Origin of the sequence: Nocardiopsis oceanisediminis, from assembly GCF_048595525.1 — a bacterium.
Classification (GTDB): Bacteria; Actinomycetota; Actinomycetes; order Streptosporangiales; family Streptosporangiaceae; genus Nocardiopsis_A; species Nocardiopsis_A oceanisediminis.
Map to the genome: position 1 here is coordinate 114,812 of NZ_JAFMZJ010000001.1, position 23,786 is coordinate 138,597.

23 protein-coding genes and 1 pseudogene are annotated in these 23,786 nt (G+C 74.4%); 8 read left to right on the forward strand and 16 right to left on the reverse strand.

The window, feature by feature from the left end:
- Window positions 1–10: 10 nt before the first annotated feature.
- Genes J0910_RS00795 through J0910_RS00805 form a run of 3 tightly spaced genes read right to left on the reverse strand, consistent with a single transcriptional unit; the run spans window position 11 to window position 2,813 of the window.
- Window positions 11–1,216, reverse strand: coding sequence for a ketosynthase chain-length factor (locus J0910_RS00795; protein WP_420156581.1), 1,206 nt, complete (start codon window positions 1,214–1,216; stop codon window positions 11–13).
- Window positions 1,213–2,478: a beta-ketoacyl-[acyl-carrier-protein] synthase family protein gene (locus J0910_RS00800; RefSeq protein WP_420156582.1), complete on the reverse strand. Its 1,266-nt coding sequence runs from the start codon at window positions 2,476–2,478 to the stop codon at window positions 1,213–1,215. Before J0910_RS00800 ends, J0910_RS00795 begins: the two co-directional genes overlap by 4 nt.
- Entirely contained in the window at window positions 2,475–2,813 is a 339-nt protein-coding gene (locus tag J0910_RS00805; RefSeq protein WP_420156583.1) for a TcmI family type II polyketide cyclase, read from the reverse strand. Before J0910_RS00805 ends, J0910_RS00800 begins: the two co-directional genes overlap by 4 nt.
- A 223-nt stretch (window positions 2,814–3,036) precedes the next feature.
- Between J0910_RS00805 and asnB the strand changes: the two genes are divergently transcribed.
- A complete protein-coding gene (gene asnB / locus J0910_RS00810) occupies window positions 3,037–4,896 on the forward strand; it encodes an asparagine synthase (glutamine-hydrolyzing) (protein WP_420156584.1) in 1,860 nt (619 codons plus the stop codon).
- A gap of 392 nt (window positions 4,897–5,288) precedes the next feature.
- On the opposite strand, the gene J0910_RS00815 is transcribed toward asnB, so the two are convergent.
- A complete protein-coding gene (locus J0910_RS00815; protein WP_420156585.1) occupies window positions 5,289–6,281 on the reverse strand; it encodes a methyltransferase in 993 nt (330 codons plus the stop codon).
- A 227-nt stretch (window positions 6,282–6,508) separates the two neighbouring features.
- Here J0910_RS00815 and J0910_RS00820 point away from each other — a divergent pair, with 227 nt between their 5' ends.
- The 3 genes from J0910_RS00820 to J0910_RS00830 are packed head-to-tail and all read left to right on the forward strand — an operon-like array spanning window position 6,509 to window position 10,409.
- Window positions 6,509–7,588, forward strand: coding sequence for an aminotransferase class I/II-fold pyridoxal phosphate-dependent enzyme (locus J0910_RS00820; RefSeq protein ID WP_420156586.1), 1,080 nt, complete (start codon window positions 6,509–6,511; stop codon window positions 7,586–7,588).
- Window positions 7,589–7,626: 38 nt separating this feature from the next.
- Window positions 7,627–9,216: an FAD-dependent oxidoreductase gene (locus J0910_RS00825; RefSeq protein WP_420156587.1), complete on the forward strand. Its 1,590-nt coding sequence runs from the start codon at window positions 7,627–7,629 to the stop codon at window positions 9,214–9,216.
- Window positions 9,213–10,409 carry a cytochrome P450 gene (locus J0910_RS00830; RefSeq protein ID WP_420156588.1) on the forward strand — a complete coding sequence of 399 codons (1,197 nt, stop codon included), beginning with the start codon at window positions 9,213–9,215 and terminating at the stop codon, window positions 10,407–10,409. Before J0910_RS00825 ends, J0910_RS00830 begins: the two co-directional genes overlap by 4 nt.
- An 84-nt stretch (window positions 10,410–10,493) precedes the next feature.
- On the opposite strand, the gene J0910_RS00835 is transcribed toward J0910_RS00830, so the two are convergent.
- From J0910_RS00835 to J0910_RS00845, 3 genes are all read right to left on the reverse strand, one after another.
- Window positions 10,494–10,922 carry a cupin domain-containing protein gene (locus J0910_RS00835; RefSeq protein ID WP_420156589.1) on the reverse strand — a complete coding sequence of 143 codons (429 nt, stop codon included), beginning with the start codon at window positions 10,920–10,922 and terminating at the stop codon, window positions 10,494–10,496.
- Between the two features lie 142 nt (window positions 10,923–11,064).
- Entirely contained in the window at window positions 11,065–11,826 is a 762-nt protein-coding gene (locus tag J0910_RS00840; protein WP_420156590.1) for a TetR/AcrR family transcriptional regulator, read from the reverse strand.
- Between the two features lie 236 nt (window positions 11,827–12,062).
- A complete protein-coding gene (locus tag J0910_RS00845) occupies window positions 12,063–12,572 on the reverse strand; it encodes a hypothetical protein (protein ID WP_420156591.1) in 510 nt (169 codons plus the stop codon).
- A gap of 110 nt (window positions 12,573–12,682) precedes the next feature.
- Here J0910_RS00845 and J0910_RS00850 point away from each other — a divergent pair, with 110 nt between their 5' ends.
- Entirely contained in the window at window positions 12,683–13,687 is a 1,005-nt protein-coding gene (locus J0910_RS00850; RefSeq protein WP_420156592.1) for a methyltransferase, read from the forward strand.
- Window positions 13,688–13,762: 75 nt separating this feature from the next.
- Here the strand turns inward: J0910_RS00850 and J0910_RS00855 are convergent, their stop codons facing one another.
- The 8 genes from J0910_RS00855 to J0910_RS00890 form a co-directional block, all read right to left on the reverse strand.
- On the reverse strand, window positions 13,763–14,218 hold the full coding sequence (locus tag J0910_RS00855; RefSeq protein WP_420156593.1) for an anthrone oxygenase family protein: 456 nt from the start codon (window positions 14,216–14,218) through the stop codon (window positions 13,763–13,765).
- 103 nt (window positions 14,219–14,321) lie between these two features.
- Window positions 14,322–14,735: an SgcJ/EcaC family oxidoreductase gene (locus J0910_RS00860; protein WP_420156594.1), complete on the reverse strand. Its 414-nt coding sequence runs from the start codon at window positions 14,733–14,735 to the stop codon at window positions 14,322–14,324.
- A gap of 77 nt (window positions 14,736–14,812) precedes the next feature.
- Window positions 14,813–15,607 (reverse strand): hypothetical protein, encoded by a 795-nt coding sequence (locus J0910_RS00865; RefSeq protein WP_420156595.1) that lies wholly within the window; start codon window positions 15,605–15,607, stop codon window positions 14,813–14,815.
- 161 nt (window positions 15,608–15,768) lie between these two features.
- On the reverse strand, window positions 15,769–16,866 hold the full coding sequence (locus J0910_RS00870) for a methyltransferase (protein WP_420156596.1): 1,098 nt from the start codon (window positions 16,864–16,866) through the stop codon (window positions 15,769–15,771).
- Window positions 16,867–16,904: 38 nt separating this feature from the next.
- Window positions 16,905–17,294 (reverse strand): SchA/CurD-like domain-containing protein, encoded by a 390-nt coding sequence (locus J0910_RS00875; protein ID WP_420156597.1) that lies wholly within the window; start codon window positions 17,292–17,294, stop codon window positions 16,905–16,907.
- Window positions 17,294–18,010: an SDR family NAD(P)-dependent oxidoreductase gene (locus J0910_RS00880; protein ID WP_420156598.1), complete on the reverse strand. Its 717-nt coding sequence runs from the start codon at window positions 18,008–18,010 to the stop codon at window positions 17,294–17,296. Before J0910_RS00880 ends, J0910_RS00875 begins: the two co-directional genes overlap by 1 nt.
- Window positions 18,011–18,042: 32 nt before the next feature.
- Window positions 18,043–18,366, reverse strand: coding sequence for an antibiotic biosynthesis monooxygenase family protein (locus J0910_RS00885; RefSeq protein WP_420156599.1), 324 nt, complete (start codon window positions 18,364–18,366; stop codon window positions 18,043–18,045).
- Window positions 18,363–19,013, reverse strand: a complete 651-nt coding sequence (locus J0910_RS00890) for a SchA/CurD-like domain-containing protein (RefSeq protein WP_420156600.1) — start codon at window positions 19,011–19,013, stop codon at window positions 18,363–18,365. Before J0910_RS00890 ends, J0910_RS00885 begins: the two co-directional genes overlap by 4 nt.
- Window positions 19,014–19,208: 195 nt before the next feature.
- Here J0910_RS00890 and J0910_RS00895 point away from each other — a divergent pair, with 195 nt between their 5' ends.
- Window positions 19,209–20,753, forward strand: coding sequence for an FAD-dependent monooxygenase (locus J0910_RS00895; RefSeq protein ID WP_420156601.1), 1,545 nt, complete (start codon window positions 19,209–19,211; stop codon window positions 20,751–20,753).
- 195 nt (window positions 20,754–20,948) lie between these two features.
- On the opposite strand, the gene J0910_RS00900 is transcribed toward J0910_RS00895, so the two are convergent.
- Entirely contained in the window at window positions 20,949–21,713 is a 765-nt protein-coding gene (locus tag J0910_RS00900; RefSeq protein WP_420156572.1) for an AfsR/SARP family transcriptional regulator, read from the reverse strand.
- A 388-nt stretch (window positions 21,714–22,101) separates the two neighbouring features.
- Here J0910_RS00900 and J0910_RS00905 point away from each other — a divergent pair, with 388 nt between their 5' ends.
- Entirely contained in the window at window positions 22,102–22,524 is a 423-nt protein-coding gene (locus tag J0910_RS00905; RefSeq protein WP_420156602.1) for a YciI family protein, read from the forward strand.
- Window positions 22,521–23,767, forward strand: a pseudogene (locus J0910_RS00910) (RNA polymerase sigma factor). Before J0910_RS00905 ends, J0910_RS00910 begins: the two are co-directional and overlap by 4 nt.
- Window positions 23,768–23,786: the final 19 nt, after the last annotated feature.

A 23,786-nucleotide genomic window follows, 5' to 3' on the forward strand; every position in this document is an offset into this window, starting at 1 on the left:
TGTCGCCGGTTCAGCGGTCGAGGGCGCCGAGCACCAGCGCGGCGTTGAACCCGCCGTAGCCCCGGGCGATGACCAGCACCGTCCGCGGCCCGGTCTCCCGGGGCCGGTCCCGGACGAGGTCGATGCCCTCCACCGGGCGGGTGGTCCCGGGGGTGTGCGGGACGACGCCGTCGCGGATGCCGAGCAGGGCGGTGGCCACGTCGAGCGGCGCGCCGCCCCCGTAGAGCCGGCCGCTCAGCACCTTGGGCGCGGTGACCGGGACGGCCCCCGGCCCGAACACGGACGCGATCGCGTCCGCCTCGATCCGGTCCTGGCGGAGGTCGCCCATCCCGTCGGCGAACACCGCGTCCACGTCCCCGGGGTCCAGCCGCGCGTCGTCCAGCGCGCGGCGGAGGGTGCGGGCCAGCGAGGACGGGCGGCCGGGGGGCTCGAACCCGGAGGCGTAGCCGAGGACCGCGCCGTACCCGGCGCCCCGCTCCGCGGCCTCCGCGCCGCGCTCGGCGACCAGGATCGCGCCGCCCTCCCCCGGCACGTAGCCGCAGGCCTCGGCGTCGAAGGGGAGGTAGGCGCGGGCCGTGTCCTCCGACTCCGACAGCAGGCCGGTCTGCATCTGGGCCACCAGCCCGTAGGGGCACAGGGAGGCGTCGGTCCCCCCGGTCACCACCATCCGGACGTCGTCCCGGAGCAGGCGCCGGGCCTGGCCGATCGCGTCGAGGCCGCCGGCCTGCTCGGCGCAGACCACCCCGCAGGGGCCGCGCATCCCGTTCCGGATCGAGATCTGGCCGGTGGTGGCGGCGTAGAACCAGGCGATGGACTGGTAGACGCCGACCCAGCCGGGCCCCTTGCCGTACAGCCCGGACATCTCGTTCTGGCCGAACTCCGTGCCGCCGGAGGAGCTGGAGGTCACCACGGCCATCTCGTACTCGGGCAGCTCCGCGGGGTCGACCCCGGCGTCGCCGAGGGCCGCCTCGGCCCCGTAGAGGGCCATGTGCGTCCAGTGGTCGGTCTGCGGGACGAGCCGCTGCGGGATGCGCTCCTTGGCGGTGAAGTCGGGGACCTCCCCGCCCAGGACGACCGGGTAGCCGGACGGGTCGAACCGGGTGATCCGCCCGACGCCGCTCTTCCCGGAGAGCACCGCGGCCCAGTGCTCCTCCGCGTCCAGGCCGGTCGGGGCGACCACGCCGAGCCCGGTGATGACCATCTCGGGCGCGCTCATGCCGGCACCTCCTCTGGCCGTCTCAGCACCATCGCGCTCTGGAAGCCGCCGAACCCGCTGCCGACGCTGAGCACGTTGCGGATCCGGTGCTCCCTCGGGGTCAGCGGGACGTAGTCCAGGTCGCACTCGGGGTCGCGCTCGTGCAGGTTGGCCGTGGGCGGCACCACCTGCCGGTCGATCGCCAGCGCGCAGGCGGCGACCTCGATGGCGCCGATCGCGCCGAGCGAGTGCCCGACCATCGACTTGATCGAGCTCACCGGGACCCGGTAGGCGTGGTCGCCCAGGCTGCGCTTGAAGGCGGCCGTCTCGTGCCGGTCGTTCTGCTTGGTCCCGGAGCCGTGCGCGTTGACGTAGTCGATCTCGTCGGGGTTGACCTTCGCCTTGCCGAGGCCGACCCGGATCGCCTCGGCCATCTCCCGGCCGTCGGGCTTGAGGCCGGTCATGTGGAAGGCGTTGCTGCGACTGGCGAAGCCGGCGATCTCGGCGTAGATCCGCGCGCCGCGGGCCCGGGCCGCCGCGTACTCCTCGATCACCATCACCGCGGCGCCCTCGCCGAGGACGAACCCGCGCCGCCGGGCGTCGAACGGCTTGGAGGCCTGCTCCGGGGCGTCGTTCTCCGGGGTGGTGGCCTTGATCGCGTCGAAGCAGGCGGAGGTGATCGGGGAGAGCGGGGCGTCGGTGGCGCCGGCGAACACGACGTCCGCGCTGCCCTCCTCCACCAGCTGCACCCCGTACCCCAGCGAGTCCAGGCCCGAGGTGCACCCGGTGGAGATGAGCGAGACCGGTCCCTCGGCGCCCACCTCGGCGGCCACCTCGACCGCCAGCGAACTCGGCACCATCTGCTCGTACAGGTGCGGAACCCCGTAGGTGTGGTCCACCAGCCACTTCCGGCCGCCGTCGGAGAGCACCCGGTACTCCTCCTCGAGGCTCATCGTGCAGCCGACCGCGCTGCCGATGCTCACCCCGAGCCGGCCGGGGTCGAGTCCGGAGACGTCCAGGCCGCTGTCGGCCGCGGCCTCGCGGGCGCAGACCACCGCGAACTGGGCCGCCCGGTCCATCCGGCGGACCTCCTGGTGGCCCAGGCCCGCCTGGAACGGGTCGAAGTCCACCTCGGCGGCGATGCGCGACCGGAACCCGGAGGCGTCGAAGAAGCTGATGGTCCGGGTCCGCCCCTTGCCCGCGAGCAGGACGTCCCAGAACGCCTCCCGGCCGACGCCCCCGGGCGCGACCGCGCCGATCCCGGTGATGACGGCGCGTCTCACAGCTCGCGCCCCTTCTCGGCGGTCCACACGTAGAACGGGTCCGCCATGGCGTCCCGGGGCTCCTTCCAGTTCGGGTCGTAGGGCCACACGAACTGCGTGAGCGTCTCGCTGACCTCGGTGTAGAGCGGGTGCCGGCGGGCCCGGTCCAGGTCGGGCTTGATGTCCTGGTCGGCCTCGACCAGGTGGAAGTAGAGGTCGTGGAAGGAGAAGAGGGTGCGCCGGGACACCCCCACCATGTGCGGCAGCTCGGTCGCGTCGGACTTCGCGAAGGTCTCCGCGATCCCGCGGATGTCCCGTGCCTCCTGCAGCCGGGCGACGATAAGGGTCCTGTGCACGGTCTCGTTCCTCTCGCCTGATTCGCCTGGAATGTGCGCAGGTCGAAAGTGGCACCCGCCGGCGGAGCGGCACTCGATCCGGATTAGACCGTCGGCAGAAGCACAGCGTGGCGGCCCGGGGCCTTCCGGTGACGTCCGAGCCTTGAGCAGGCTTCGACCGGGGGCGGCGATCATCTGGCGCGAGACGCGGCGGACCAGGTCGCGCAGAGAGGGAGTGAACCGCATGTGCGGAATCGCCGGACTGATCGTTTGGCAGGGCGGCGCCCCGAACCGGCACGTCATCCACCGGATGACCGAGGTCATGCTCTGCCGGGGGCTCGACGAGCAGGACGTCTGGACGGGGGAGCGGGCCGCCTTCGGGCACACCCGGACCTCGGTCATCGCCCCCGAGAGCGGGCAGCAGCCGATGACCGTCGAATCGGACGGCCGACCGCTGGCGACGATCTGCTACAACGGGGAGATCTACAACTACCGGGAGCTCCGGCGCGAGCTGTCCGCCCTGGGGCACCGGTTCCGCACCGAGAGCGACACCGAGGTGCTGCTCCGCAGCTACCTGGAGTGGGGCACCGAGTGCGTGCACCGCCTGCACGGCATCTTCGCCTTCGCGGTGTGGGACGAGCGGACGCAGGAGCTGCTGCTCATCCGCGACCACATGGGCGTCAAGCCGCTCTTCTACGCGCAGACCTCCTCCGGGCTGCTGTTCGGCTCCGAGCCCAAGGTGATGTTCTGCCACCCCGAGCTCGAGCCGACCGTGGACGCCGACGGCCTGCGCGAGATGTTCAGCCAGGCCAGGACCCCCGGCGCCGCCATCTACCGGGGCATCGACGAGGTCCGCCCCGGCCACCTGCTGCGGATCAGGGACGGCCGGGTCACCGAGGAGCGCTACTGGAGCCTGACCGCCCGGGAGCACCCGCACGACCTGGAGGAGACCGTCTCCGCGGTCCGGTCGATGGTGAGCGACACGATCATCGAGCAGCTGGTCGCGGACATCCCGCGCGGCCTGCTCGTCTCCGGCGGCATCGACTCCAGCACGATCGCGGCGCTGGCCGCCCCGCGGCTGCGCGAGGAGGGCGAGCCGGCCCGCGGCTTCGCCATGACCTTCACCGGCTACGAGGAGAACTTCCGCCCCGACGAGGTCCGCGCCACCCCCGACATCGAGTACGCCCGGCTCCTCGGCGAGCGCCTGGACCTCGACATGACCCGGATCGAGCTGACCCCCGAGGAGCTGGCCGACCCGGAGGTCCGCGCCGCCGTCGTGGAGCGCCAGGACCAGCCGACCGCGCTCGGCGACATGGACGCCTCGCTCTACCTGCTGTTCAACCGGGTCAAGCAGCACATCGGCGTCGCGATGTCCGGCGACACCGCCGACGAGGTGTTCGCCGGCTTCGTGTGGTCGCACAAGCCCGAGCTGATGAACGCGCCGACCTTCCCCTGGGTCGCCGTCGGGCAGCTGCACGGGAGGGCCAGCCGCGGGCTCGGCTGCGGCCTCCTCGACGGCTCCCTGATGGAGGCGCTCGACCTGCCCGGCTACATCCAGGCGCAGTACGAGGAGGCGATCGCGCAGACGCCGCACCTGCCGGGCGAGAGCGCGCTGCAGCGCCGGATCCGCGAGATCGACTTCATGCACATGACGCGCTGGCTGCCGTCGCTGCTGGACCGCGGCGACCGCTTCGCCATGTCCTGCGGCCTGGAGGTCCGCGTCCCCTACTGCGACCCGGCCCTGGTCGAGTACTCCTACAACATCCCCTGGTCGATCAAGAGCTTCGACGGGCGGGAGAAGAGCCTGCTCCGCGCCGCGTTCCGGGGCGTGGTGCCGGACGAGATCCTGGACCGGCGCAAGAGCCCCTACCCGGTGACCCAGGACGGGCGCTACGCGGAGCTGCTCTGCAAGCAGCTGCTGAGCACCCTGGACGACCCCACCTCGCCGCTGTCGGACTTCGTCGACGCCTCCGCGGCCCGCGAGGCGGCCACCGCCCCGCAGCGGCTGGCGTCCGGGCCGGGCGCCTGGGCGGCCCGCGCCGACGTGGAGATGCTGCTCAACCTGGACGTCTGGCTCCGCGGCGGGGTGCGCATCGTCATGTGAGCCGGCCGGCCCGGCCCCGGAACCCGGTGCGGCGCGGCCCCGAGGGGACCGCGCCGCACCGGGCCGCGCCGTGCGGCGGGACCGGCGCCGGACCGGCCGGGTCCGGGCCGCGCCGCGTGCCGTACCGGACCGCCCCCTGCGGCACCGGGCCGCGCAGAGCCGACCCGCACGTGCGCGGCACCGGGCGCCGCCCGGCCGAACCGGACCGCGCGGAGCCGGACCGGCCCGCACCGGGACGAACCGGGCCGGGCCGCGCGCGCCGGGCTCCGCCCGCGCAGCCCCCGGCCGCGCGCGCCGGTCCGCACCGGGCGCGCGGAGCCGGGCCGGGCCGGACCGCTCCGAACCGCGTCCGGCCCCCGCGGCGCGGTGCCGCGGGGGCCGGACGCGGCCGGTCAGCCCTTCCGGGCCTCGATCAGGGTGTCCACGCCCATCGGCCGCACCTCGGTGCGGGCGAATCCGGCCGCCTCCACCCAGGCGCGGCACTCCCCGGCGGTGTACTTGCCGCCGTCGGGGACCGTCATCATCATCTGCAGGCTGCCCAGCAGCGGGTCGAGCCGGGTCCGCTCGTCGTCCAGCATGATGTCGTAGACCAGCGCGACGCCCCCCGGGGCGACCGCGTCGTACACCCGGCGCAGCAGCTCCTTCCGCTCGCTCATCGAGATGTCGTGCAGCACGCCGCCGACCAGCACGACCTCGGCCTCGGGCAGCGGGCCGCCGTCGGACGGCCGGAAGGAGACCCGGGACCGCGCCGGGTCGCCGGCGAACCTCTCCTCGAAGGCCGCCTCGACCTCCGGCCGGTCCACCACCGTCCCGGTGAGGTGCGGGTGCGCGGCGGCCAGCGCCGCCGCCAGCCCGCCCCGGGAGCCGTCCACGTCCGTGAAGGAGGCGTACCGGCTCCAGTCGATCGCGGCCAGCAGGTCGTCGTCGATCATCGCGTTCATCGAGTCCATGAACGCGATGAAGGACTTGGCCGCCGCCGGGTCGGCGTAGGGGTCGCCCCCCTCCTCCTCCGGGCGCTCCGGCGGCAGGCCGGTGCGCAGCAGCCGGACGAGGTCGCCGGCGTCCGCCCCGGCGACGAAGTGGCCGATGAACTCGTCGGAGGCGGCGCTGAGGTGGCGCTCCGCGGCGGCCGTGGACCGGTACCCGCCGTCCCGGCGCACCATCAGGCCCATCGCGGCCAGCGCGTCGAGGAAGTCCGGCACCGCCCTGGGGTGCAGGCCGAGCCGCTCCCGGATCCGCTCGGCCCCGACCGGCTCACCGGCGGCCGCACCGAACACGTCGATCTCGATCGCGGCGGCGAACACCTGGGCCGCGGTCCCGGCCGAGACCGCGTTCAGGACCGAGACCAGCCCCGCTCCGACCTTGTCGGCGTCTGCGCTCTTCATCTCCCTGCCTTCCCTTCCCTCGCCGTCTTCGGCGCTCGTACCGACGGCCAGTCTCCGGACCCCTCCTCAAGCGCGGCCCGGGAACCGCTTGAGGGCCGGTGGACGGAGGGCGCGGACCGCGATCCGTCTCGACGGGGATTCGAGGGGGACCGCCGATCATCGGGGCTGGGCTCGGCGGCTCCGCCGGCCGCGCCGTTGTCCGGAACCGATCCGAGGAGCGACGACAAATGCCCACGCACACGCCTCTTCCCGTCCCGGCGACGGGGGCGGCCCACCGCCAAGGGGGCGACCTGAGGCACCTCCCCGGTGCACGGAACGTCCTCGACCTGAGCACCTGCGTCAACCGCTACGGCCCTCCCCCCACCGTCCGGGAGGCCCTCGCCTCGGTCGACGCCCGCGCCCTCCTCCCGCACCCCTACGCCGCGTCGGACGAGTTCACCGCGGCCTACGCCGAGCACATGGGGGTCGACCCGGCGCACCTGCTGGCCGGGCGGGGGATCACCGAGTTCCTCACCCTGCTCGCGCGGGTCTGCCCGGCGGAGGAGAGCACGGTCGTCACCCCGGACTACACCGACACCATCCGGCTCTTCCCCCGGCACACCGGGCCCGCCGAGGGGGTCCGGGACACCGCGCAGGCCCGGGCGGAGCGGGTGGAGCGGGCCATGCGCCGGAACCGGTTCACCGTGCTCTCCAACCCCAACAACCCGCTCGGCATCAGCGTCCCCCGCGACGAGCTGGTGCGGATCTGCGCCGCCAACCCCGGCTCGGTTCTCATCGTGGACGAGGCCTACATCGACTTCACCACCGGGGCGGAGGGGTCCATGACCGCCTCCGGCCTGGACAACGTGGTGGTCCTGCAGTCCCCCAACAAGCCGTTCGGCATCGCCGGGGTGCGCACCGGGGGCATGTGGACCCGGAACGCGGAGCTCCGCGAGCGGGTCCGGCGCTCCCTGCTGAACTGGCCGATCTCCTACCTGGACGCCGCCGCGGCCACCGCCGCGCTGAGCGCCCGCGCCTGGGCCTCGGCCACCCTCTCCTCCCTGGTGGAGAACGGGCGCAGGCTGGAGAAGCTGCTCACCGAGCGGTTCGGCGACGCGGTGGTGCCGGGCGCCGAGGCGCACTACCGCTTCGTCCACCTGGAGGACCCCCGGCCCGTGTACCGCCGGCTGGTCGAGGCGGGGGTCGCCGTCCGCATCTTCTCCGGGTCCGACCCCGGCCGCGTCTCCGGCATGCGGATCGTCGCCCCGACCACCCCGGAGATGCCCCGGGTCGAGGCGGCCCTCGCCCGGGTCCCCGCGCTCCCCTGACCGCCCCTCTTCGATTCGGAACAGTGAGGCACACAGCCATGACCGAGACGAGCACACCCGACCACACCTCCGTGCTGATCGTGGGCGGCGGCCTGGCCGGCCTGTCCATGGCGCTCTTCCTCGCCCGGCGCGGCATCGACAGCGTGCTGGTGGAGCGGCACGCCGGCACCAGCACCCACCCCCGGGCCCGCGGCGTCAACGTGCGCACCATGGAGATCCTGCGCGCCGCCGGGCTGGAGGAGGAGGTGCGGGCGACCGAGTCGGCCCGCGCCCTGGCCGGCAACCACGGGATCATCGCGGCCCGCTCCCTGGCCGGCGAGGAGTTCGGCCGGATGGAGGGGGCGCACACCGCCGACCCCCGCCCGGACGCCTGGCGGGACGTCAGCCCGACCCACTGGGCCCTGTGCGACCAGGACGAGCTGGAGCCGCTGCTGGCCGAGCGGGCCCGCGCGCACGGCGCGCGGCTGCTCTTCGGGCACGAGCTGACCGACCTGAAGGAGGAGGCCGCGACCGTCCGGGACCTCTCCTCCGGCGCCTCCTTCCGGATCGACGCCGACCACGTCGTCGCGGCCGACGGGGCGGGGAGCCCGCTGCGCCGCCGGCTGTCGGTGCCGATGGAGGGGCCGGGCGCGCTGGCGAACTTCGCCAACGTCTACTTCCACGCCGACCTGTCCGGCGCCCTCGGGGACCGGCGGTTCGTCATGTGCTACGTCAAGCAGGAGGGGCTCCAGGGCGCGCTGCTGCCGATCGACAACGTCCGGCGCTGGCTGCTGCACGTGCCGATCGGCCCGGACTGGGAGGCCGAGCGGCACCGGTTCGACCCGGACGGCTGCACCGCCATGGTCCGCGCCGCGACCGGCCTGCCCTCGCTCGACGTCGACGTCCGGGGCGTCCTGCCCTGGGAGTCGGCGGGCCGGGTCGCCGCGAGCTGGCGGGAGGGCCGGGTCTTCTTCATCGGCGACGCGGCGCACGTGATGCCGCCCACCGGCGCGTTCGGCTCGAACACCGGCATCCAGGACGCCTACGACCTGGCCTGGAAGCTGGCGGCCGTGCTGCGCGGCGAGGCCGGCGAGCGGCTGCTGGACAGCTACGAGGCCGAGCGCCGGCCGGTGGCCGAGGCCACCGTGGAGCAGGCGGTGCTGCGCTCCCGGGACCGGGCCGGCGGGAAGGGCGGCGGGGCGTCCTCGCCGATCGCCCCGGACGCCGACGTCATGCTCGGCTACCGGTACGCCTCCGAGGCGGTCGCCGCGGAGGAGGGCGCGCCCGAGGGGGTCTTCCTCTCCGACGCCCGCGGCCTGCCCGGCACCCGGGCTCCGCACGTCGGGCTCCCCGGCGGCGGGTCGCTGCTGGACCGCTACGGCGAGGAGTTCGCACTGGTGGCGCTGGATCCCGCCTGGCGGCGGGCCGCGGCGTCGGCGGCCGCGGGCGGCGCCCGGCTGCGCTCCGTGCGCGTCCCCGAGGAGGCCGCCGCGGACTTCCGCTCCCGGTACGGGGTCGGCCCCCGCGGCGCGGTGCTGGTCCGGCCGGACGGCTTCGTCGGCTGGCGCAGCGCCGCGGCCCCGGCGGCCCCCGCGGAGGCGCTGGCCGCCGCCCTCGGCCGGCTCACCCTGGGGGGCGGCCGCCGATGACCGCCGAAACCGGGCGCGAGCTGCGCTTCCCGCTCTCCTCCGCGGTGCCCTCCGAGCCGGCGCCGGAGCTGGCCGAGATGCGCGGCGGCTGCCCGGTCGCCCCGGTCCGGCTCCCCTCCGGCGACCGGGCCTGGCTGGTCACCCGGTACGCCGACAACCTGGCGCTCTTCTCCGACGAGCGGTTCAGCCGGGCGGCGGCCGCGCGCTCCGGTTCGCCCCGGGCCCGGAACATCCCGCTCGACCCGCACTCCATCACCACCATGGACCCGCCCGAGCACACCCGGCTGCGGCGGGTCCTCGGCGGGGCGTTCAGCCCGCGCCGCCTGGACCGCCTGGCCGGGCGGATCGGGTCCGCGTCCGGCGCGCTGCTCGACGCGATCGGCCGGGGCGCCTCCGCGGACCTGGTGGCCGACCTGGCGCAGCCGCTGGCCCTCGGCACCATCTGCGACCTGCTCGGGCTCCCCGAGGAGGAGCGCGGCCGGTTCCGCGAGTGGACCGAGGACTACCTCGGCCTCGGCCGGGACCGGGCCGATGCGGCCGCGGAGGCCGCGCGCCGGCTCGACTCCCATTTCGCCGGGCTGGTGGAGGAGCGCATCGGCGCCCCCTCCGACGACGTGTTCGGGGCGCTGGTGCAGGCGCACACCGAGGGCCGGCTCAGCGCCGCCGAGCTGCGCTCCTTCGCGACCACGCTGCTGGTGGCCGGGTACGAGACCGTCGCCGCGCAGATCGCCGGCTCCATGGTCGTGCTGCTCTCCCGCCCCGGGGACCGGAGCGGGCTGCTCGACGGGGACCGGCTCCGCGGGCCGGTGGTGGAGGAGCTGCTCCGCTACGTGCCCCTCGCGATGACCGGCGGCACCATCCGGGTCGCCGTCGCCGACACCGAGCTGGGCGGCCGGCTGATCCGCGCGGGCGAGGCGGTGCTGCCCTCGACCGTCTCGGCCAACCGGGACCCGGAGGCCTTCGCCGATCCGGACGTGTTCGACCCCGACCGGCGGGACGGCCGGCACATCGCGTTCGGGCACGGCCCGCACCGCTGCCTGGGAGCGCACCTGGCCCGGCTGCAGCTGTCGATCGCCGTCGGCGGGCTGCTGCGGCGCTTCCCCGGGATCCGGCCGGCCGAGCCGCTGGACTCCCTGGAGTGGAACACCGCGAAGCCGATCAGGTGCCCGGTGCGCCTGCCGGTCACCTGGTGAGGGACCCCCGCGACCGCGGTGCGCGGCCGTTCCACCGCGGGCGCGGGGGCGGGGTGCGGCGGCCGGCCGCCGCACCCCGGCCCGCTACGGGCGCGTACCGACCTGGACGTGCGGCTGGGAGGCGTCGACCGGCTCCTCGGTGTCGACGTGGCCCAGCTCCGGCCGCGGCGCGAGCGGGGAGAGGTGGAAGACCGCGCTCGCCTCGGAGCCGCCCACGTTGACCAGGCGGTGGCGGACGCCGATCGGGACCATCAGCGACTCGCCCGGCCCCAGCCGGACCGGCACCCCGTCCAGGGACATCTCCAGCTCCCCCGTGATCACATGGAGGAACTCCTCCGAGTACGGGTGGTAGTGCTCCGTGACGACCTCCTCCGGGGCGAGCGTGAGGAAACCGCCGAAACCCGAGGTCGCCCCGACCGTCCGGGGGCCCAGCGTCAGCCGGATGTCGCCGCCGCGCCGGCGGTTGGGCTCGACGTCCGCAGCCGCGACCTTCTTCTTCTCTTCAGCGCTCATGGTGCACAACCCCTAACCCGCCGCCCCGGGCACGGCGGCGTCACCGTCGTCCGTTCCGGCCCGTGCCCGCACGGCGGCCGGTGTGCCCGGTGCGCACCACGATGCCCGCGGCCCTTCGAGAGCGACTCGATGGCGGCAAGGGTCACCCCTGCGCGGGCCGGGGGCGGTCCAGCTGGGCTTCGAGACCGCTGATGAAGACGTCGAGGAAGAGCTCGAACCGCTCGTCGGCGGAGCCGGAGAGCAGCTCCCCGCCGTGCAGGGCGAGCGTCGGGAACCGGTCCGCGGGCAGCCGGGAGAAGTAGTCCCCGACCTCGCCGGCGTCCTTCCCGGTGTACTCCCGGATGCCCTGCCCGTGCCACATGTCGTCCTCCAGCACCACGCCCTCGACCAGCAGCGAGAGCATGTCGCCGGCCTTGGCGGCGAGCGGGACCGGCAGCCCGGCCGCGAGGAACAGCGCGAACATGCGCTCCAGCTGCATGATCATCTCCGGGCCGGAGGGGAACCGGCCCATGGAGATCCGCGCCATGTCCCGGTGCGAGCGGAGGATCCCCCGCAGTTCCCGGGCCATCTCCTTGACCTGCGACCGCCATTTCTCGGCGTCCGGTTCGGGAACGCGGAACCCGGAATAGACCCGCTCGTACATGACCTGGAGGAGCTCCTCCTTGTCGCGCACGTGCACATAGAGGGCGGAAACGGCGACGCCGAGCTCGGCGGCGACCTTCCGCATGCTCAGCGAGTCCAGGCCGTCGCGGTCCAGGACTTCGAGCGCCTTGTCGGTGATCACCTCGGGCGTCAGGGGCTTCCGCTTGGGGGCGGAGCGCTTCGAGGAGCGGTTCTTCTCCCACGGGGGAACGGGGAGGTCCTCCGCTCCGCCCAGAACCCCACCGCCTTCCGGCCTCACCATGCCCCGAGGATACATGAACCGGCTCCGATCAGCATGAACGCGGTTTCGCCGACCATCTCCGAACCCCTTTTTCGAATATGCTTCGAGCGGTCCTCCACCGGAAAGCGAACCCGATGCGGAACCCTGTTCACCACCTGGCACTGGAGAGATCCGCGAGTAATGCCGGCCCGCCGCCGAGGATGGCCCCTCCGCGGCGGGCACCGACCATTCCCCATTCCGAGCACCGGGGGTTCCCGTCACTTCTCCCGGTAGGCGTTTATTCCGAGGAGCGAGGAGATCCTGCCCAGGGTCTCGGTCATCGTCTTCACCGCGTTGTCCGACATTCCGACCTGGGTGAGCGGGACGAAGAGCCGGAAGCGCCTGGCGTGGTTGTAGACGCGCAGGACCAGGCGGGTCCCCTTGGGGTGCTCCTCTGCACTGAAGACCCCCTTGTACCACCAGTTCCCCATCACGGCGAGGGTGCCGCGGGCCCGGTCCACCTCCACGAAGCCGTAGGGGAGGCGGAACCGGTCGGGGCCGCCCTCCAGCACGACCCTCGCCTCGGAGGGGTCGAACAGGAAGACGGCGTTGTTCTTGCCCACCTCCCCGGCCGATACGTCGGTGAGCAGTTTCCGCACCTTTTCCAGGGACGCCTCGATCACCCCGGAGGACTCATAGACCGGTTTGGCCGGGCTGCCCAGAGTGCGGGCGATCGCACGGAGCGACGTCTTCTTCCAGTCCTGCCCTGAATTGTGCTGATCGGTCATCGGTGCTTCCCATCCTCGTAGTGCTTCCTGTTTCATTGGGGCCGTGGGCGCGGCCGCGAGCGGACCGGCGCGGCACGGCGCAAGGTGCGGAATCCCGGAAGGGGAAGGCCTTGGACAGCGGACTCGATCGGATCACCGGAATGGCGCGGGGGTACGCCGCCTCCCAGCTCCTGTTCACCGCCGTGCGGCTGGAGGTCTTCGGCGAACTGCGCGGCGGGGCCCTGAGCGGCCGCGAGCTCCGCCGCCGGGTCGGGCTCCACCCGCGCGGGGCGGCGGCGTTCCTCGACGCCCTGGTCGCCCACGGGCTGCTGGAGCGGACCGGCGAGATGTACGCCAACTCCCCCGCCGCCGCGCGCCACCTCGACCCCGCCGAGAGCGGGACCTACCTGGGCGCCCGGCTCTCGCTGGAGTCCAAGCTCTACTGGCTCTGGCCGAGCCTCGGCGAATCGCTGCGCACCGGCCGCCCCTGCGCGGCCATGCCCGAGGAGGGCGGCGGGGAGGAGGCGGAGCCCACCGAGTGGAGCGAGGACTACATCGGCGCGATGGAGCCGCTCGCCCGGACCGCCGGGCGGAGCATCGCCCGCGCCCTGGACTGGACCCGGTACGGCTCCTTCGTGGACGTCGGCGGGGCCAACGGCACCCTCGCCTTCGAGCTGGTCCGGGAGCACCCCCGGCTCCGCGGCACCTGCTTCGACCTGCCGCAGCTGCGCGGCGCGTTCGAGGAGGCCGCCGCCGGCCGGCCGTGGGCCGCCGTGGACTTCGCGGCCGGCGACTTCTTCACCGACCCGCTCCCGGAGGCCGACGTCGCCGTGCTCGGCCGGATCCTGCACAACTGGGCCGCCCCGGACCGGATGAAGCTGCTCGGGCATGTCCACTCCGCGCTGCGCCCCGGGGGCGCGGTCGTCCTGTTCGACCTGCTCATCGACGAGCACCGCCGCTCCGGGGACAAGGCCCTGATGTCCGCCCTGGACCAGCTGCTGTTCGCCGAGGGCGGCGGCGAGTACACCTTCGGCGAGCTGTCCGGCTGGCTCGGCGCCGCCGGCTTCCGGGACCCGGTCGCCCAGCCGCTCGGCGACGGCCCCGAGTCGCTGGTGGTGGCCTTCCGCTCGGACTGAACCGGGCCGGCGCGCGGGGGCGGCGGCCCCGGAGCACCGCTCCGGCCGGCCGCCCCCGCCCGTTCCCGCCACGCCCTACAGCAGCGCCGAGGCGCCGGCGACCAGGACCAGGGCGGCGACCGCCAGCCCGGCCCTGATCTGGTTGAGCACCCGCCAGCGCGGGCGCGGGTCGTCCCAGTCGTCGGGGATCCGCTCCGGATCGAGCACCGCCAGCCGGCGGTTGATCGGGACGTTCCCCAGGTGGGAGACGCACTGGCTGGCGAGGAGGGCCACCGCCCCGGCGGCCGCCGGGAGCGCGGCGGGCTCCCCCCACTCCAGGACCGCGAGCGCCAGCGCGGCGACCATGCCGACGTTGAACACGATGGGCATGGTCGGGTGGAAGCCCTTGCCGAACAGCCGGTGCGTCTCCACGTACCGCCCCGGCGGCAGGGTGCAGAGCGCGGGGAAGACGCTGATCGCCACCGAGGTGAGGACGCCGGCCCCGATACCGGAGGCGGTCAGGGCCACGACCGCCAGTACCTGTGACAGCATGCTTTCCCCTTCCGATCGACGGTCCGCCCGGCCGGGGCCCGGAGCGGCGCCCGCCCGCGGGACGGGAGGCGGGCGCCGGAGCGGGCCCCGGAGGGCGGGCGGCTCAGTACTGCGGCTGCTGCCGGGTGTTCTGGAACGAGGCGATCCGCCAGGCGCCGTCCTTGCGGACCGTGGTGAGGGTGATGATCGACGCCCGGTCGGCGTCGGTGGGCTCGCCCCCGTCGATCGAGACCCCGCCGATGGAGATGACCACCGCGGAGTCGTCGGTGAGCAGCCGGATCCGGGGCTCGTGGTGGTTGCTGTCGTCCATCCGGGAGCCCTTGAGCGGGCCGTCGAACAGCATCTGGTGGACGTCCTGGATCACCTGGCGCCCCTCGGCGAGCTGCCCGTCGTAGGAGATGTAGGTGGCGTCGTCGAGGAAGGGCGCGGCGTAGCCGGCGCCGTCCCCGGCGTTCCACGCCTCGGCCATGTCGACCAGGAGCTGCTTCAGCGCTTCCACATCGGCGGTCTTCGACATCTCTTCTGCTCCGTTCTCTCTTCTTCTTCCCTGTCCCGCGCCCGTCCCCGGGCGCGCGGCGGTGGCCGGACCGGCCGCTAGACGATGGTGACCAGCGCGTACATCCCCTCGGAGGCGAACATCCTCCCGGTGTCGTGGTCGGTGACCCAGGAGGTGACGACGTAGCGCCCGGGCGGAAGGGCGGCGGACACCACCGCGGAGCGCCCCGGGGACAGGGGGACGCATCCGACGGGGCCGGACCTGATCAGGTCCGGGACCGGCGGCCGCCGGCCGGTCGAGACCGCGGCGAAGAAGTCCTCGACGTCGCTCCCGCGGGCACCGTCCTTCAGGCCCATCAGGACGGCCTCGTTGTACTGGTCCAGCCGGTTGGTCACCCGCAGGGGCGTCCCGCTCCGGATCTCCTGCGGCACCTGGTAGCGGGGGCCGGCCGCGGTGTTCACCTGGACGACGCCGGCCTCGGCGCCGGAGGGCTCCGCGCCCATCTGCGCCGGGCCGGTGCCGACGCTGAACGTGTGCACCTTGGGCGCGGCCCCGTCGCCGAGGATCCGCTTGTAGTCGATGAAGTGGTAGGTGCCGGGCGAGAGCAGCTGGGTGTAGGCGACCGGCACCCCGCCGGTGACCGCGGCACCGCCGAGCATGATGCCCTGGCCGTCGAGGACCCGGCTCGCGGCGATCGCCTCCGGGCCGCGCCCGTAGGCGCGCTTGAGGTCGTCCAGGTACTGCTCCAGCGAGACGCCGTCCACCAGCCGGACCAGGCCGAGCCAGGCGCCCTCCGGGTCCTCCGACCGGACGCGGAAGGTCGCGGCGCCCGGCTCGACGGTGTCCGGGGCGGCGATCCCCGCGGCGTCCGCTCGAATGTCGTACACGTTCATTCGGATGGCTCCTTCCAGTGGCACGCGATCCCCTCCGGCCGGCGGGCACCGGCCACACGGGTGTTCGGCGCGTCCGACCCGCAGGAGGCACTGGCGCGCGAACGCCTTCGTACACCGCTCACTATATCTGAACAGTATTCAGTTTCAAGAGCAGTGTTCATCTAATCGGCCCGCGCCCCGCCGGCGAGGCGGCACTCCAGCACCGCCCAGCGGCCCGCCTCCGGCGCCGACACCAGCTCGAAGCCGGAGGCGGCGAAGAGCGCCCGCCATTCGGCGAGGTCCCGCTCCCGGCCGCCGAACCGCAGCATCATGTCGATGTCCAGGAACTTCCCCTGGTCCCAGCGGTCCCCGGGGGCGACCACGTGCTCCAGCACCACCAGGCGGGCGTCCGGGTCGCCGCTCATCGCCGCGCGGACGGCGCCGAGGATCGCCCCGGCCGGCCCGTCGTCCCAGTCGTGCAGCACCGCCTTGAGCACGTAGGCGTCGCGCCCGGCCGGGAGCTCGCCGAAGAAGTCGCCTCCGACCGCCTCGGCCCGCCCCGCGACCCCCTTCTCCTCGAAGTTGGCGGCGGACTCCGCGACCACCTCCGGGCGGTCCACCAGCGTCCCCCGGACCCCGGGGTGGCGCGCCAGCAGCTCGGCGAGGAAGAGCCCCTGCCCGCCGCCCACGTCGACCACGCTGCCGAAGCGGCCGAAGTCGCAGGCGTCCAGGAGCAGCCGGGTGGTCGCCGCGCTCATCCGCGACATCGCCCGGTCGAACAGGCGGCCGCTCTCCGGGTTGCCCTCCAGGTAGGAGAAGAAGTCCGCGCCGAAGATGTCGTCGAACACCGGGCGCCCGGTGCGCAGCGCGGTCACGATCTCCCCGTAGGGCCGGTTGACCACCTCGGAGCCGTTGAACAGGATCATGTCGCGCTGGCTGTTCGGGGCGTCGGCGCGGAGCGCCTCGGCCATCTCGGTGAACCCGACGCGGCCCTCGTCGTCGAGGGTGAACACCCCCACCGAGGCCGCGCAGCGCAGCAGCCTGCGCAGCGCCCCGGCGTCCGCCCCGACCGCCTCGGCGATCTCCGGGACCCGGGTGTGCCCCTGGGCCAGGGCGTCGGCGACGCCGACCTCCGCCAGGGCGTAGACCACCTGGGAGACCCGCTTGCCGTTGGTCAGCATGAGCAGCCGCGCGTGCGCCGGAACGCCGCTCCCGCCCGGTCCGCCCGGCCCGCCCGGTCCTCCCGGTGCGGCGGGCGGTGCCGTGTCCGCAACGGACATGCCGCCCCTCCTCTCCTCTACTCGGTTCCGTCCGGGCCTCAAGCGGACCCGTTCGGGTGGGTGTCCGCGGTCAGCTGCGAGATGCAGCGCATGGTCGACGACCGGAAGTGCTCGGAGAAGCCCTCGGCCGTCTGCGTGTCGGTCTCCCTGGGGGCCGCCAGGTACGGCGCCAGCTTCTCCTCCAGGATGTGCACCCCCTTCTGGGCGCCCATGTGCCGGCCGATCCGGGCGAAGTCGCCCTCGTAGTGGATGACCCGGACCAGGACGTCGTCCTTGACGAAGACGGCGGTGCCCAGCAGGCGCCCCGCCTCCTCCCCGTTCTCGTCGGTGAGGACCGGGGTGCTCACCCGCTGGAAGCCGGAGAAGAGCTCGGCGACCTCGTCCTGGTAGGCGGGGTCGATCCGGTAGCTGATCGCTGCGTAGGGCATCAGATTCCTCCGTCGAGGTTGATCGTGGTTCCGGTCAGGAATGCCGAGGTGTCGCCGCCGAGGAAGAGGGCGGCCCCGGCGACGTCCTCCGGCCGGCACAGCCGCCCCAGCGGCGTGGCCGCGATGATCCGCTCGGCGATCGGGCCGGGGGGCTCCGCGCCGCCCTCGTCGACCATTCCGGGCGCGATCGCGTTCACCCGGATCCCCCGGGGGCCCAGCTCCTTGCAGAGCGACCGGGTCAGCCCGATGAGCGCCGCCTTGGCGGCCGAGTAGTGGGCGGCGGCGGGGCGGCCGCGCATCGCCGCGGCCGAGCCGATGGCGATCACCGACGCGCCCTCGCCCAGCAGCGGGAGGGCCGCCCGGATCACCCGGTAGGCCGAGGTGGCGTTGAGGTCGAGGACCCTGGCCCACTCCTCCTCCGCGAGCTCGGCGAGGGGCGCGGCCCCGTCCGCCCCGACGTTGTTCACCAGGACGTCCAGTCCGCCGAGGCCCTCGCCGACGGCGGCCGCGAGCGCCGCGACGTCCGCCGGCGAGGACACGTCGGCGCGGTGCACGGCCTGCACGGCGGCGGCCAGCTCCTCGTCGGGCCGGTGCCCGCCCCGGTGGCAGACCGCGACCTGGGCCCCGGCCCGCGCGAACGCCAGGGCGGTGGCCCGCCCGGCGCCGCGGGTGCCCCCGGTGACCAGCACCCGCTTCTTCTCCAGTCCGGTGTCCATCGGCTCTCCTCCTCCGGTCCGCGCCGGCCGGGTCACCGGTCCCCGCCCGGGGCCGCGCCGTCCTCGAAGACCTCGTAGATCTCGTAGTGCGGGCGCCGGTTCCGGTCCTGGTAGGGGTGGAGCGGCGTCTTCTTCCCCTGGTAGGCGGGGCCCTGGCGCCAGGTCTCGTAGGCCTCGCGCCGCTCCCAGTCGCTCACCACCGCGTAGCCGAGCGGGTCGTCGGCCAGCCGGAGCAGCCGCACGCCCAGCAGGCCGGGCGTCCCCTGGAACCCGGGCAGGAAGAGCCGGTAGGAGCGCTCGACCGCCTCCGGGTCGTCCTGCGGGGCCCGGTGGTGGACCACCAGCCGGACCGTCACGGCTCCGCCCGCCGGCTCCGGTGCGCGCAGCGCATGGTGTTGGCCTTGAACTGCTCCAGGAACTGCTCGGGGGTCTCCACGTGCCGGGTCTCGGCCATGTAGGGGGCGAGCTTCTTCTCCATCTCGGGGCGGCCGCCGCGCTTGGACATGTACCGGGCGACGTCGTCCAGCTCGCCGTCGAACATGACCACCCGGATCATGTTGTCGTCCTTGACGAACAGGCCGACGCCGATGATGACGCCGGTCTCCTGCCCCTTGTCCCCCCGCAGCGTCGGCCGCGCCTCCGCCTGCACCTGGGCGAAGACCTCGCCGATCTCCTTCTCGTACCCGGGCTTGACCTTGTAGCGGAGGGCGGCGAGCCCGGCGGGGCGGTCCTCGATGAACCGGGACTGGACGCGCACCATCGGGACCGGCGCTCCCCCCTCGCGGAGGTAGGGCGCGAGCCGCTTCTCGTCCTCCCGGCCGATCAGCTCGACGGCGCCGCCGTCGCCCTCGCCGTGGTGGAAGACCCGGACGACCGTGTCCTCCTGCACGAACAGGCCCGTCCCGGAGAGGCCGCCGAGGTCGGCCGGGCCTTCGCCGAGCACCTCCGCGACCTCCTCGGCCGCCTCGGGCCTGATCCTGTGAACGGTTGCTGACAGTGCCATGGGGCGCTCCCTGCGTGATCGGTTGCCGGTTGCGACAAGTGTCCGAGGTCGCTCTCAACCCCCGTTCGGGCGAACCTGGATTGTTCCCTGAGCCACGACCGCTCCTCGAACGCCGGTCCGATCGGCCGCTGGATGATGCGGTGGTGCGCCGGTCCCGCCCGAAGCCGCGCGCAGGACGACGAAGGAGGACGCGCGATGCCCGAATCCGAGACCGCCCTGGACGTGCTGGTCATCGGCGCCGGCCCGTCCGGGCTGACGCTCGCCGCGGACCTGGCCCGGCGCGGTGTCCGCTGCCGGGTGGTGGACCGCCGCCCGGAGCCGCTGCCCGGCGCCCGCTGCCCCAACCTGTGGCGGCGCACCCTGTACGCGCTCGACCGGGTGGGGCTGGACCCGGAGGAGCTGCGCGCGGAGTCCGTCGAGATGCGGGCCAAGGTCTTCCACGTCGGCGGCGAGTCGGTGAGCGTCCCGCTGCGCGAGGACCCCGACGACGACCGGTGGCCCTTCCCGCTCCTGGTCCGCCAGGACCGCCAGGAGGAGATGCTGTCCGCCCTGGCGGAGCGGCACGGCTGCCCGGTCCGGCGCGGGGTCGAGGCGTCGCTGCTCTCCCGGGAGCGGGACTCCGTCCTCGTCGGGCTGCGCTCCGCGTCCGGGGAGGAGCGGGTGCGCGCCGCGTGGGTGGTGGCGGCGGACGGCGAGGACGGCCCCACCCGCCGCGCCGCCGGCGCCGCGTGGACCTCCCGGCCCTACGGGGACATCACCTGGTGGCAGCTGGACACCGGGATCGAGGGCCTGGACCTGCGCCCCGCCCGGGAGGACCTGTTCCACGCGCCGCGCCGGCACGTGGGGCTGGTCCCGCTGGCCGGCGGCCGCTTCCGGCTCTTCCTGGCCGCCCCGGCCGCGGAGGCCCCCGCCTCCCCCGGGGCCGCCGAGGTGGAGGAGGCGGTCCGGGGCATCCTGGGCTCCGGGGTCCGGCTGACCGGCCCGGACCACCTGTGGCGGCGCACCCCCTTCCAGGGGCACGCGGACCGCTGGGTGCTGGGCCGGGTGCTGCTCCTCGGCGACGCGGCCCGGGTCTTCCCGATGCCGGTGCACGGGCTGAACACCGGCATCCAGGACGCCGCCGACCTGGGCTGGAAACTGGCCGCCGTGGTCCGGGGGGACGCCGCGCCCGCGCTGCTGGAGACCTACGAGACCGAGCGGCGCGGCATCGCCGAGGTGCTGATGCGGCGCGGGGAGCACGTGCTGCGGGCGGGGGTGTCCGAGGATCCCGCCGCCGCGCTCGCCCCGATCCTACGCGAGCGCCGCCCGCGGGTCCGGACCGAGCCCGCGGGAAGCTACGAGACGGGACCGCTGACCCTGCAGGGGCGGCACTCCATGTCCGACTGCGCGGGGGACTGGATCGCCCCCGCCCGGGTGGCCGCCCCGGGCGGCGCGCGCACCGTCGCCGACCTGCAGCGGGACGGGCGCTGGCTGGTCCTGTCCCCGCCCGGGGCGGGGCTGCGGATCGAGCACCGGCTGGACCCGCTGGCCGTGGAGGACTCCCGGCCGGAGCGGGGCGACCGGGTGCTGGTGGTGCGCCCCGACGGCTACGTGGGCGCCGAGATCCCCCTGCGCGAGGACAGGGCCGCCTCCCGGGACGTCCGCTCCTACCTCGATCTGGTGGCGTCCGGGGGGACCCGCCGGTCCGCCGCCGGCCCGGCCCGCTCCGGCGCGGCGCGGTCCGCCGCCCCCCGCGGCTGACCCGGCCCGGCGCCCCCGCGGCGGCGGGGCGCGGGGCGGGCCGCCCCTCACTCCCAGGGGCGGACCGCCCCGCCCGCACCCGCCTCCGAACGCGCCCACCCGGAGGGGGGTGGCGGCCGGCGCCCGGCATGCCGCTCATGCGGAACCGCGCTCCCGGCACCTCCTGCGGCCCCGCACCGATCGCTCCGGTGCGGGTCAGGGGAGTACCCGGTCCTCCTCCAGCAACCCCTGATGGATCCGCTGCAGCTCCACCGACGGACTCAGCCCCGTCTCCTCGCTCAGCAGCACCCGCAGCCGCTGATAGGTCTGCAAAGCCTCGTTGCGCCGGCCCACATCGTGCAGCACCCGGATCAACTGGCCGTTGAACCACTCGTTCAGCGGGTTCTCCGCCACCAGCCGCCGCAGCTCGCCCACCAGCTCCCGCTCCCGCCCCAACTGCAGCTCCGCCTCGATCCGCAGCTGCAGCACCCGCAACCGCTGCTCCTCCAACTGCAAGGCGTAGGTGCTCAGCAGCGGCCCGCACGCCACATTGCCCAGCGGCGGACCCGTCCACAGCTCCAGCGCCCGACCCAGCGCCGCCGCCGCGGCCTCCGGCCGGCCCGCCCCCAGCTCGGCCCGGCCCCGGGAGGCCAGCCGCTCGAACTCCACCACGTCCACCGCCTCCGGGGCCACCCTCAGCGCGTAGCCGAAGGACTGCGTCTGCAGCACCTGCTCGCCCCGCTCGGCCAGCCCCTCGCGCTCGATCATCTTGCGCAGGTGGTAGATGTAGGTCTGCGCGGTGGTCATCGCGCTCTTGGGCGGCGCCTCCCGCCACAGCTCCTCGATCAGGGCCTCCACCCGCACCAGCCGGTTGACCCGCACCAGCAGCAGCGCCAGCACCTGGCGCACCTTCGGCGCGGGGGGCGTGCAGATCCCCCCGCCGCCGATCGCCTCGACCGATCCAAGAAGTGTGAATCGCATGACGAACTCCCCATATCGTACGCGCCGGACCCCAGCAGAGCCCGACCACCGCATCCCGAGGTAATCGCAGGCCGCGAACGTTCACGCCGCTGATGGCTCCCCCCGGTGCTCATCCGCTCGCAGGACCGTCACATTTCAGCAACCAGGTCTCGCGTCAGGCTCAACTCTGCTTAGCAATCCGCTCCGCTCCGCGACCGCGCGGAAGCGCTCCGGCGGCACCGGCGGGGCCGGTGCCAGGGGCGGCGGCCGCCCCCGCCCGGCCCGCCGGCCGGGTCCGGAGCGGGGCGGAAAAAAAATTTCCGCCGCGGTGTCGATCCGTCCGCGCGCCGTTCGACGTCCTTAGTGAGAGGCGCCGATCCGCGGCGCCGATCCGGACGGGAGCGCCACCATGAAGTTCATGCTCATCATGCGCGACAGCGACGAGGCCGCCGAGGCGTCGAAGCAGGTCCCCTTCGAGGAGATCATCAACGCGATGGGCGCCTACAACGAGGCGATGATGAACGCCGGCGTCATGATCGGCGGGGAGGGCCTCGCCGAGGCCGAGGAGGGGGCGGTGGTCGACTTCTCCGCCGAGGACCCCATCGTCACCGACGGCCCGTACGGCGAGACGCACGAGCTGTTCAACGGCTTCTGGCTGATCCAGGTCTCCGGCAAGGAGGAGGCCGTGGAGTGGGCCAAGCGCGCCCCGCTCGGCCCCGGCAGCAAGATGGAGGTGCGCCGGGTCCACGAGGAGGCCGACTTCGAGGAGTTCTCCGGCAACGAGTACGTGGAGAAGGAGAAGGGCTGGCGCGAGGAGCTCGGTACCGAATGAGCCGGGACACGGACGCCGCTTCCGAGGCGCACCGGACCGTCGAGGCGGTCTGGCGGATCGAGGGCGCGAAGGTCGTCGCGACCGTCGCGCGCATGGTCGGCGACGTCGGCCTGGCCGAGGACCTCGCCCAGGACGCGCTCGCCGAGGCGCTGCGGCAGTGGCCGGAGTCGGGCGTCCCGCGCAACGCGGGCGCCTGGCTCACCTCGGTGGCCAAGCGCCGCGCGATCGACGGCCGGCGCCGCCGGGAGCGCCTCGACGAGCGGTACCGGGTGATGGGGCGCGACCTGGAGTCCGCTCCCGAGGAGGAGTGGGAGCCGATCGGCGACGACGTGCTCAAGCTCGTCTTCACCGCCTGCCACCGGTGCTCTCCCGGGAGGCGCAGGTCGCGCTCACCCTGCGCGTGGTCGGCGGTCTGACCAGCGAGGAGATCGCCCGGATGTTCCTCGTCCCGGTGCCGACCATGCAGCAGCGGATCGTGCGGGCCAAGAAGACGCTCACCGCGGCCCGGGTCCCGTTCCGGGTGCCCGACCCGGACGAGTGGGCCGGCCGGCTGGCCGGCGTGCTCTCCGTCGTCTACCTGGTCTTCACCGAGGGCTACGCCGCGACCTCCGGGGACCGGTGGTTCCGCGCCGACCTGTCCTCGGAGGCGCTGCGGCTCGGCCGGATGCTCGCCGCCCTGGTCCCCCGGGAGCCCGAGGTGCACGGCCTGGTCGCGCTGATGGAGCTGCAGGCCTCCCGGTTCGCCGCCCGGACCGGCCCCGGGGGCGCCCCCGTCCTCCTCGCCGACCAGGACCGGAGCCGGTGGGACCGGGGGCAGGTCACCCGCGGGCTCGCCGCGCTCGCCCGCTCGGACGCGGCGGGCCACGGCCGGGGCCCCTACGCCCTGCAGGCCGCGATCGCCGCCTGCCACGCCCGGGCGGGCAGCACCGAGGAGACCGACTGGGACCGGATCGTCACCCTGTACGAGGCGCTGGAGCGGCTGACCCGGAACCCGGTCGTCACGCTGAACCGGGCGGTCGCGGTGTCGATGGCGCTGGGCCCGGCGGCGGCGCTGCGCATCGTCGACGAGCGGGTGGACGCCGCCCGGCTCCGCGGCTCCCACCTGCTGCCGAGCGTGCGCGGCGAACTCCTGGCCCGCCTGGGCCGCAGCGACGAGGCCCGCGAGGAGCTGCACCGCGCCGCCGAGCTCACCGGCAACGAGCGCCAGCGGGCGGTACTGCTGGACAAGATCGCGGCGCTCTGAGCCCGGCCCGGCTTCCAGG

What these genes read in the sequence shown, in the direction of transcription:
- asnB (WP_420156584.1), top strand. Translation starts at nt 3,037, where the DNA reads ATGTGCGGAATCGCCGGACTGATCGTTTGGCAGGGCGGCGCCCCGAAC.
- J0910_RS00865 (WP_420156595.1), bottom strand. Translation starts at nt 15,607, where the DNA reads ATGAACGTGTACGACATTCGAGCGGACGCCGCGGGGATCGCCGCCCCG.
- J0910_RS00900 (WP_420156572.1), bottom strand. Translation starts at nt 21,713, where the DNA reads ATGCGATTCACACTTCTTGGATCGGTCGAGGCGATCGGCGGCGGGGGG.
- J0910_RS00895 (WP_420156601.1), top strand. Translation starts at nt 19,209, where the DNA reads ATGCCCGAATCCGAGACCGCCCTGGACGTGCTGGTCATCGGCGCCGGC.
- J0910_RS00830 (WP_420156588.1), top strand. Translation starts at nt 9,213, where the DNA reads ATGACCGCCGAAACCGGGCGCGAGCTGCGCTTCCCGCTCTCCTCCGCG.
- J0910_RS00855 (WP_420156593.1), bottom strand. Translation starts at nt 14,218, where the DNA reads ATGCTGTCACAGGTACTGGCGGTCGTGGCCCTGACCGCCTCCGGTATC.
- J0910_RS00815 (WP_420156585.1), bottom strand. Translation starts at nt 6,281, where the DNA reads ATGAAGAGCGCAGACGCCGACAAGGTCGGAGCGGGGCTGGTCTCGGTC.
- J0910_RS00840 (WP_420156590.1), bottom strand. Translation starts at nt 11,826, where the DNA reads ATGGTGAGGCCGGAAGGCGGTGGGGTTCTGGGCGGAGCGGAGGACCTC.
- J0910_RS00845 (WP_420156591.1), bottom strand. Translation starts at nt 12,572, where the DNA reads ATGACCGATCAGCACAATTCAGGGCAGGACTGGAAGAAGACGTCGCTC.
- J0910_RS00820 (WP_420156586.1), top strand. Translation starts at nt 6,509, where the DNA reads ATGCCCACGCACACGCCTCTTCCCGTCCCGGCGACGGGGGCGGCCCAC.
- J0910_RS00860 (WP_420156594.1), bottom strand. Translation starts at nt 14,735, where the DNA reads ATGTCGAAGACCGCCGATGTGGAAGCGCTGAAGCAGCTCCTGGTCGAC.
- J0910_RS00880 (WP_420156598.1), bottom strand. Translation starts at nt 18,010, where the DNA reads ATGGACACCGGACTGGAGAAGAAGCGGGTGCTGGTCACCGGGGGCACC.
- J0910_RS00795 (WP_420156581.1), bottom strand. Translation starts at nt 1,216, where the DNA reads ATGAGCGCGCCCGAGATGGTCATCACCGGGCTCGGCGTGGTCGCCCCG.
- J0910_RS00875 (WP_420156597.1), bottom strand. Translation starts at nt 17,294, where the DNA reads ATGCCCTACGCAGCGATCAGCTACCGGATCGACCCCGCCTACCAGGAC.
- J0910_RS00905 (WP_420156602.1), top strand. Translation starts at nt 22,102, where the DNA reads ATGAAGTTCATGCTCATCATGCGCGACAGCGACGAGGCCGCCGAGGCG.
- J0910_RS00835 (WP_420156589.1), bottom strand. Translation starts at nt 10,922, where the DNA reads ATGAGCGCTGAAGAGAAGAAGAAGGTCGCGGCTGCGGACGTCGAGCCC.
- J0910_RS00890 (WP_420156600.1), bottom strand. Translation starts at nt 19,013, where the DNA reads ATGGCACTGTCAGCAACCGTTCACAGGATCAGGCCCGAGGCGGCCGAG.
- J0910_RS00870 (WP_420156596.1), bottom strand. Translation starts at nt 16,866, where the DNA reads ATGTCCGTTGCGGACACGGCACCGCCCGCCGCACCGGGAGGACCGGGC.
- J0910_RS00825 (WP_420156587.1), top strand. Translation starts at nt 7,627, where the DNA reads ATGACCGAGACGAGCACACCCGACCACACCTCCGTGCTGATCGTGGGC.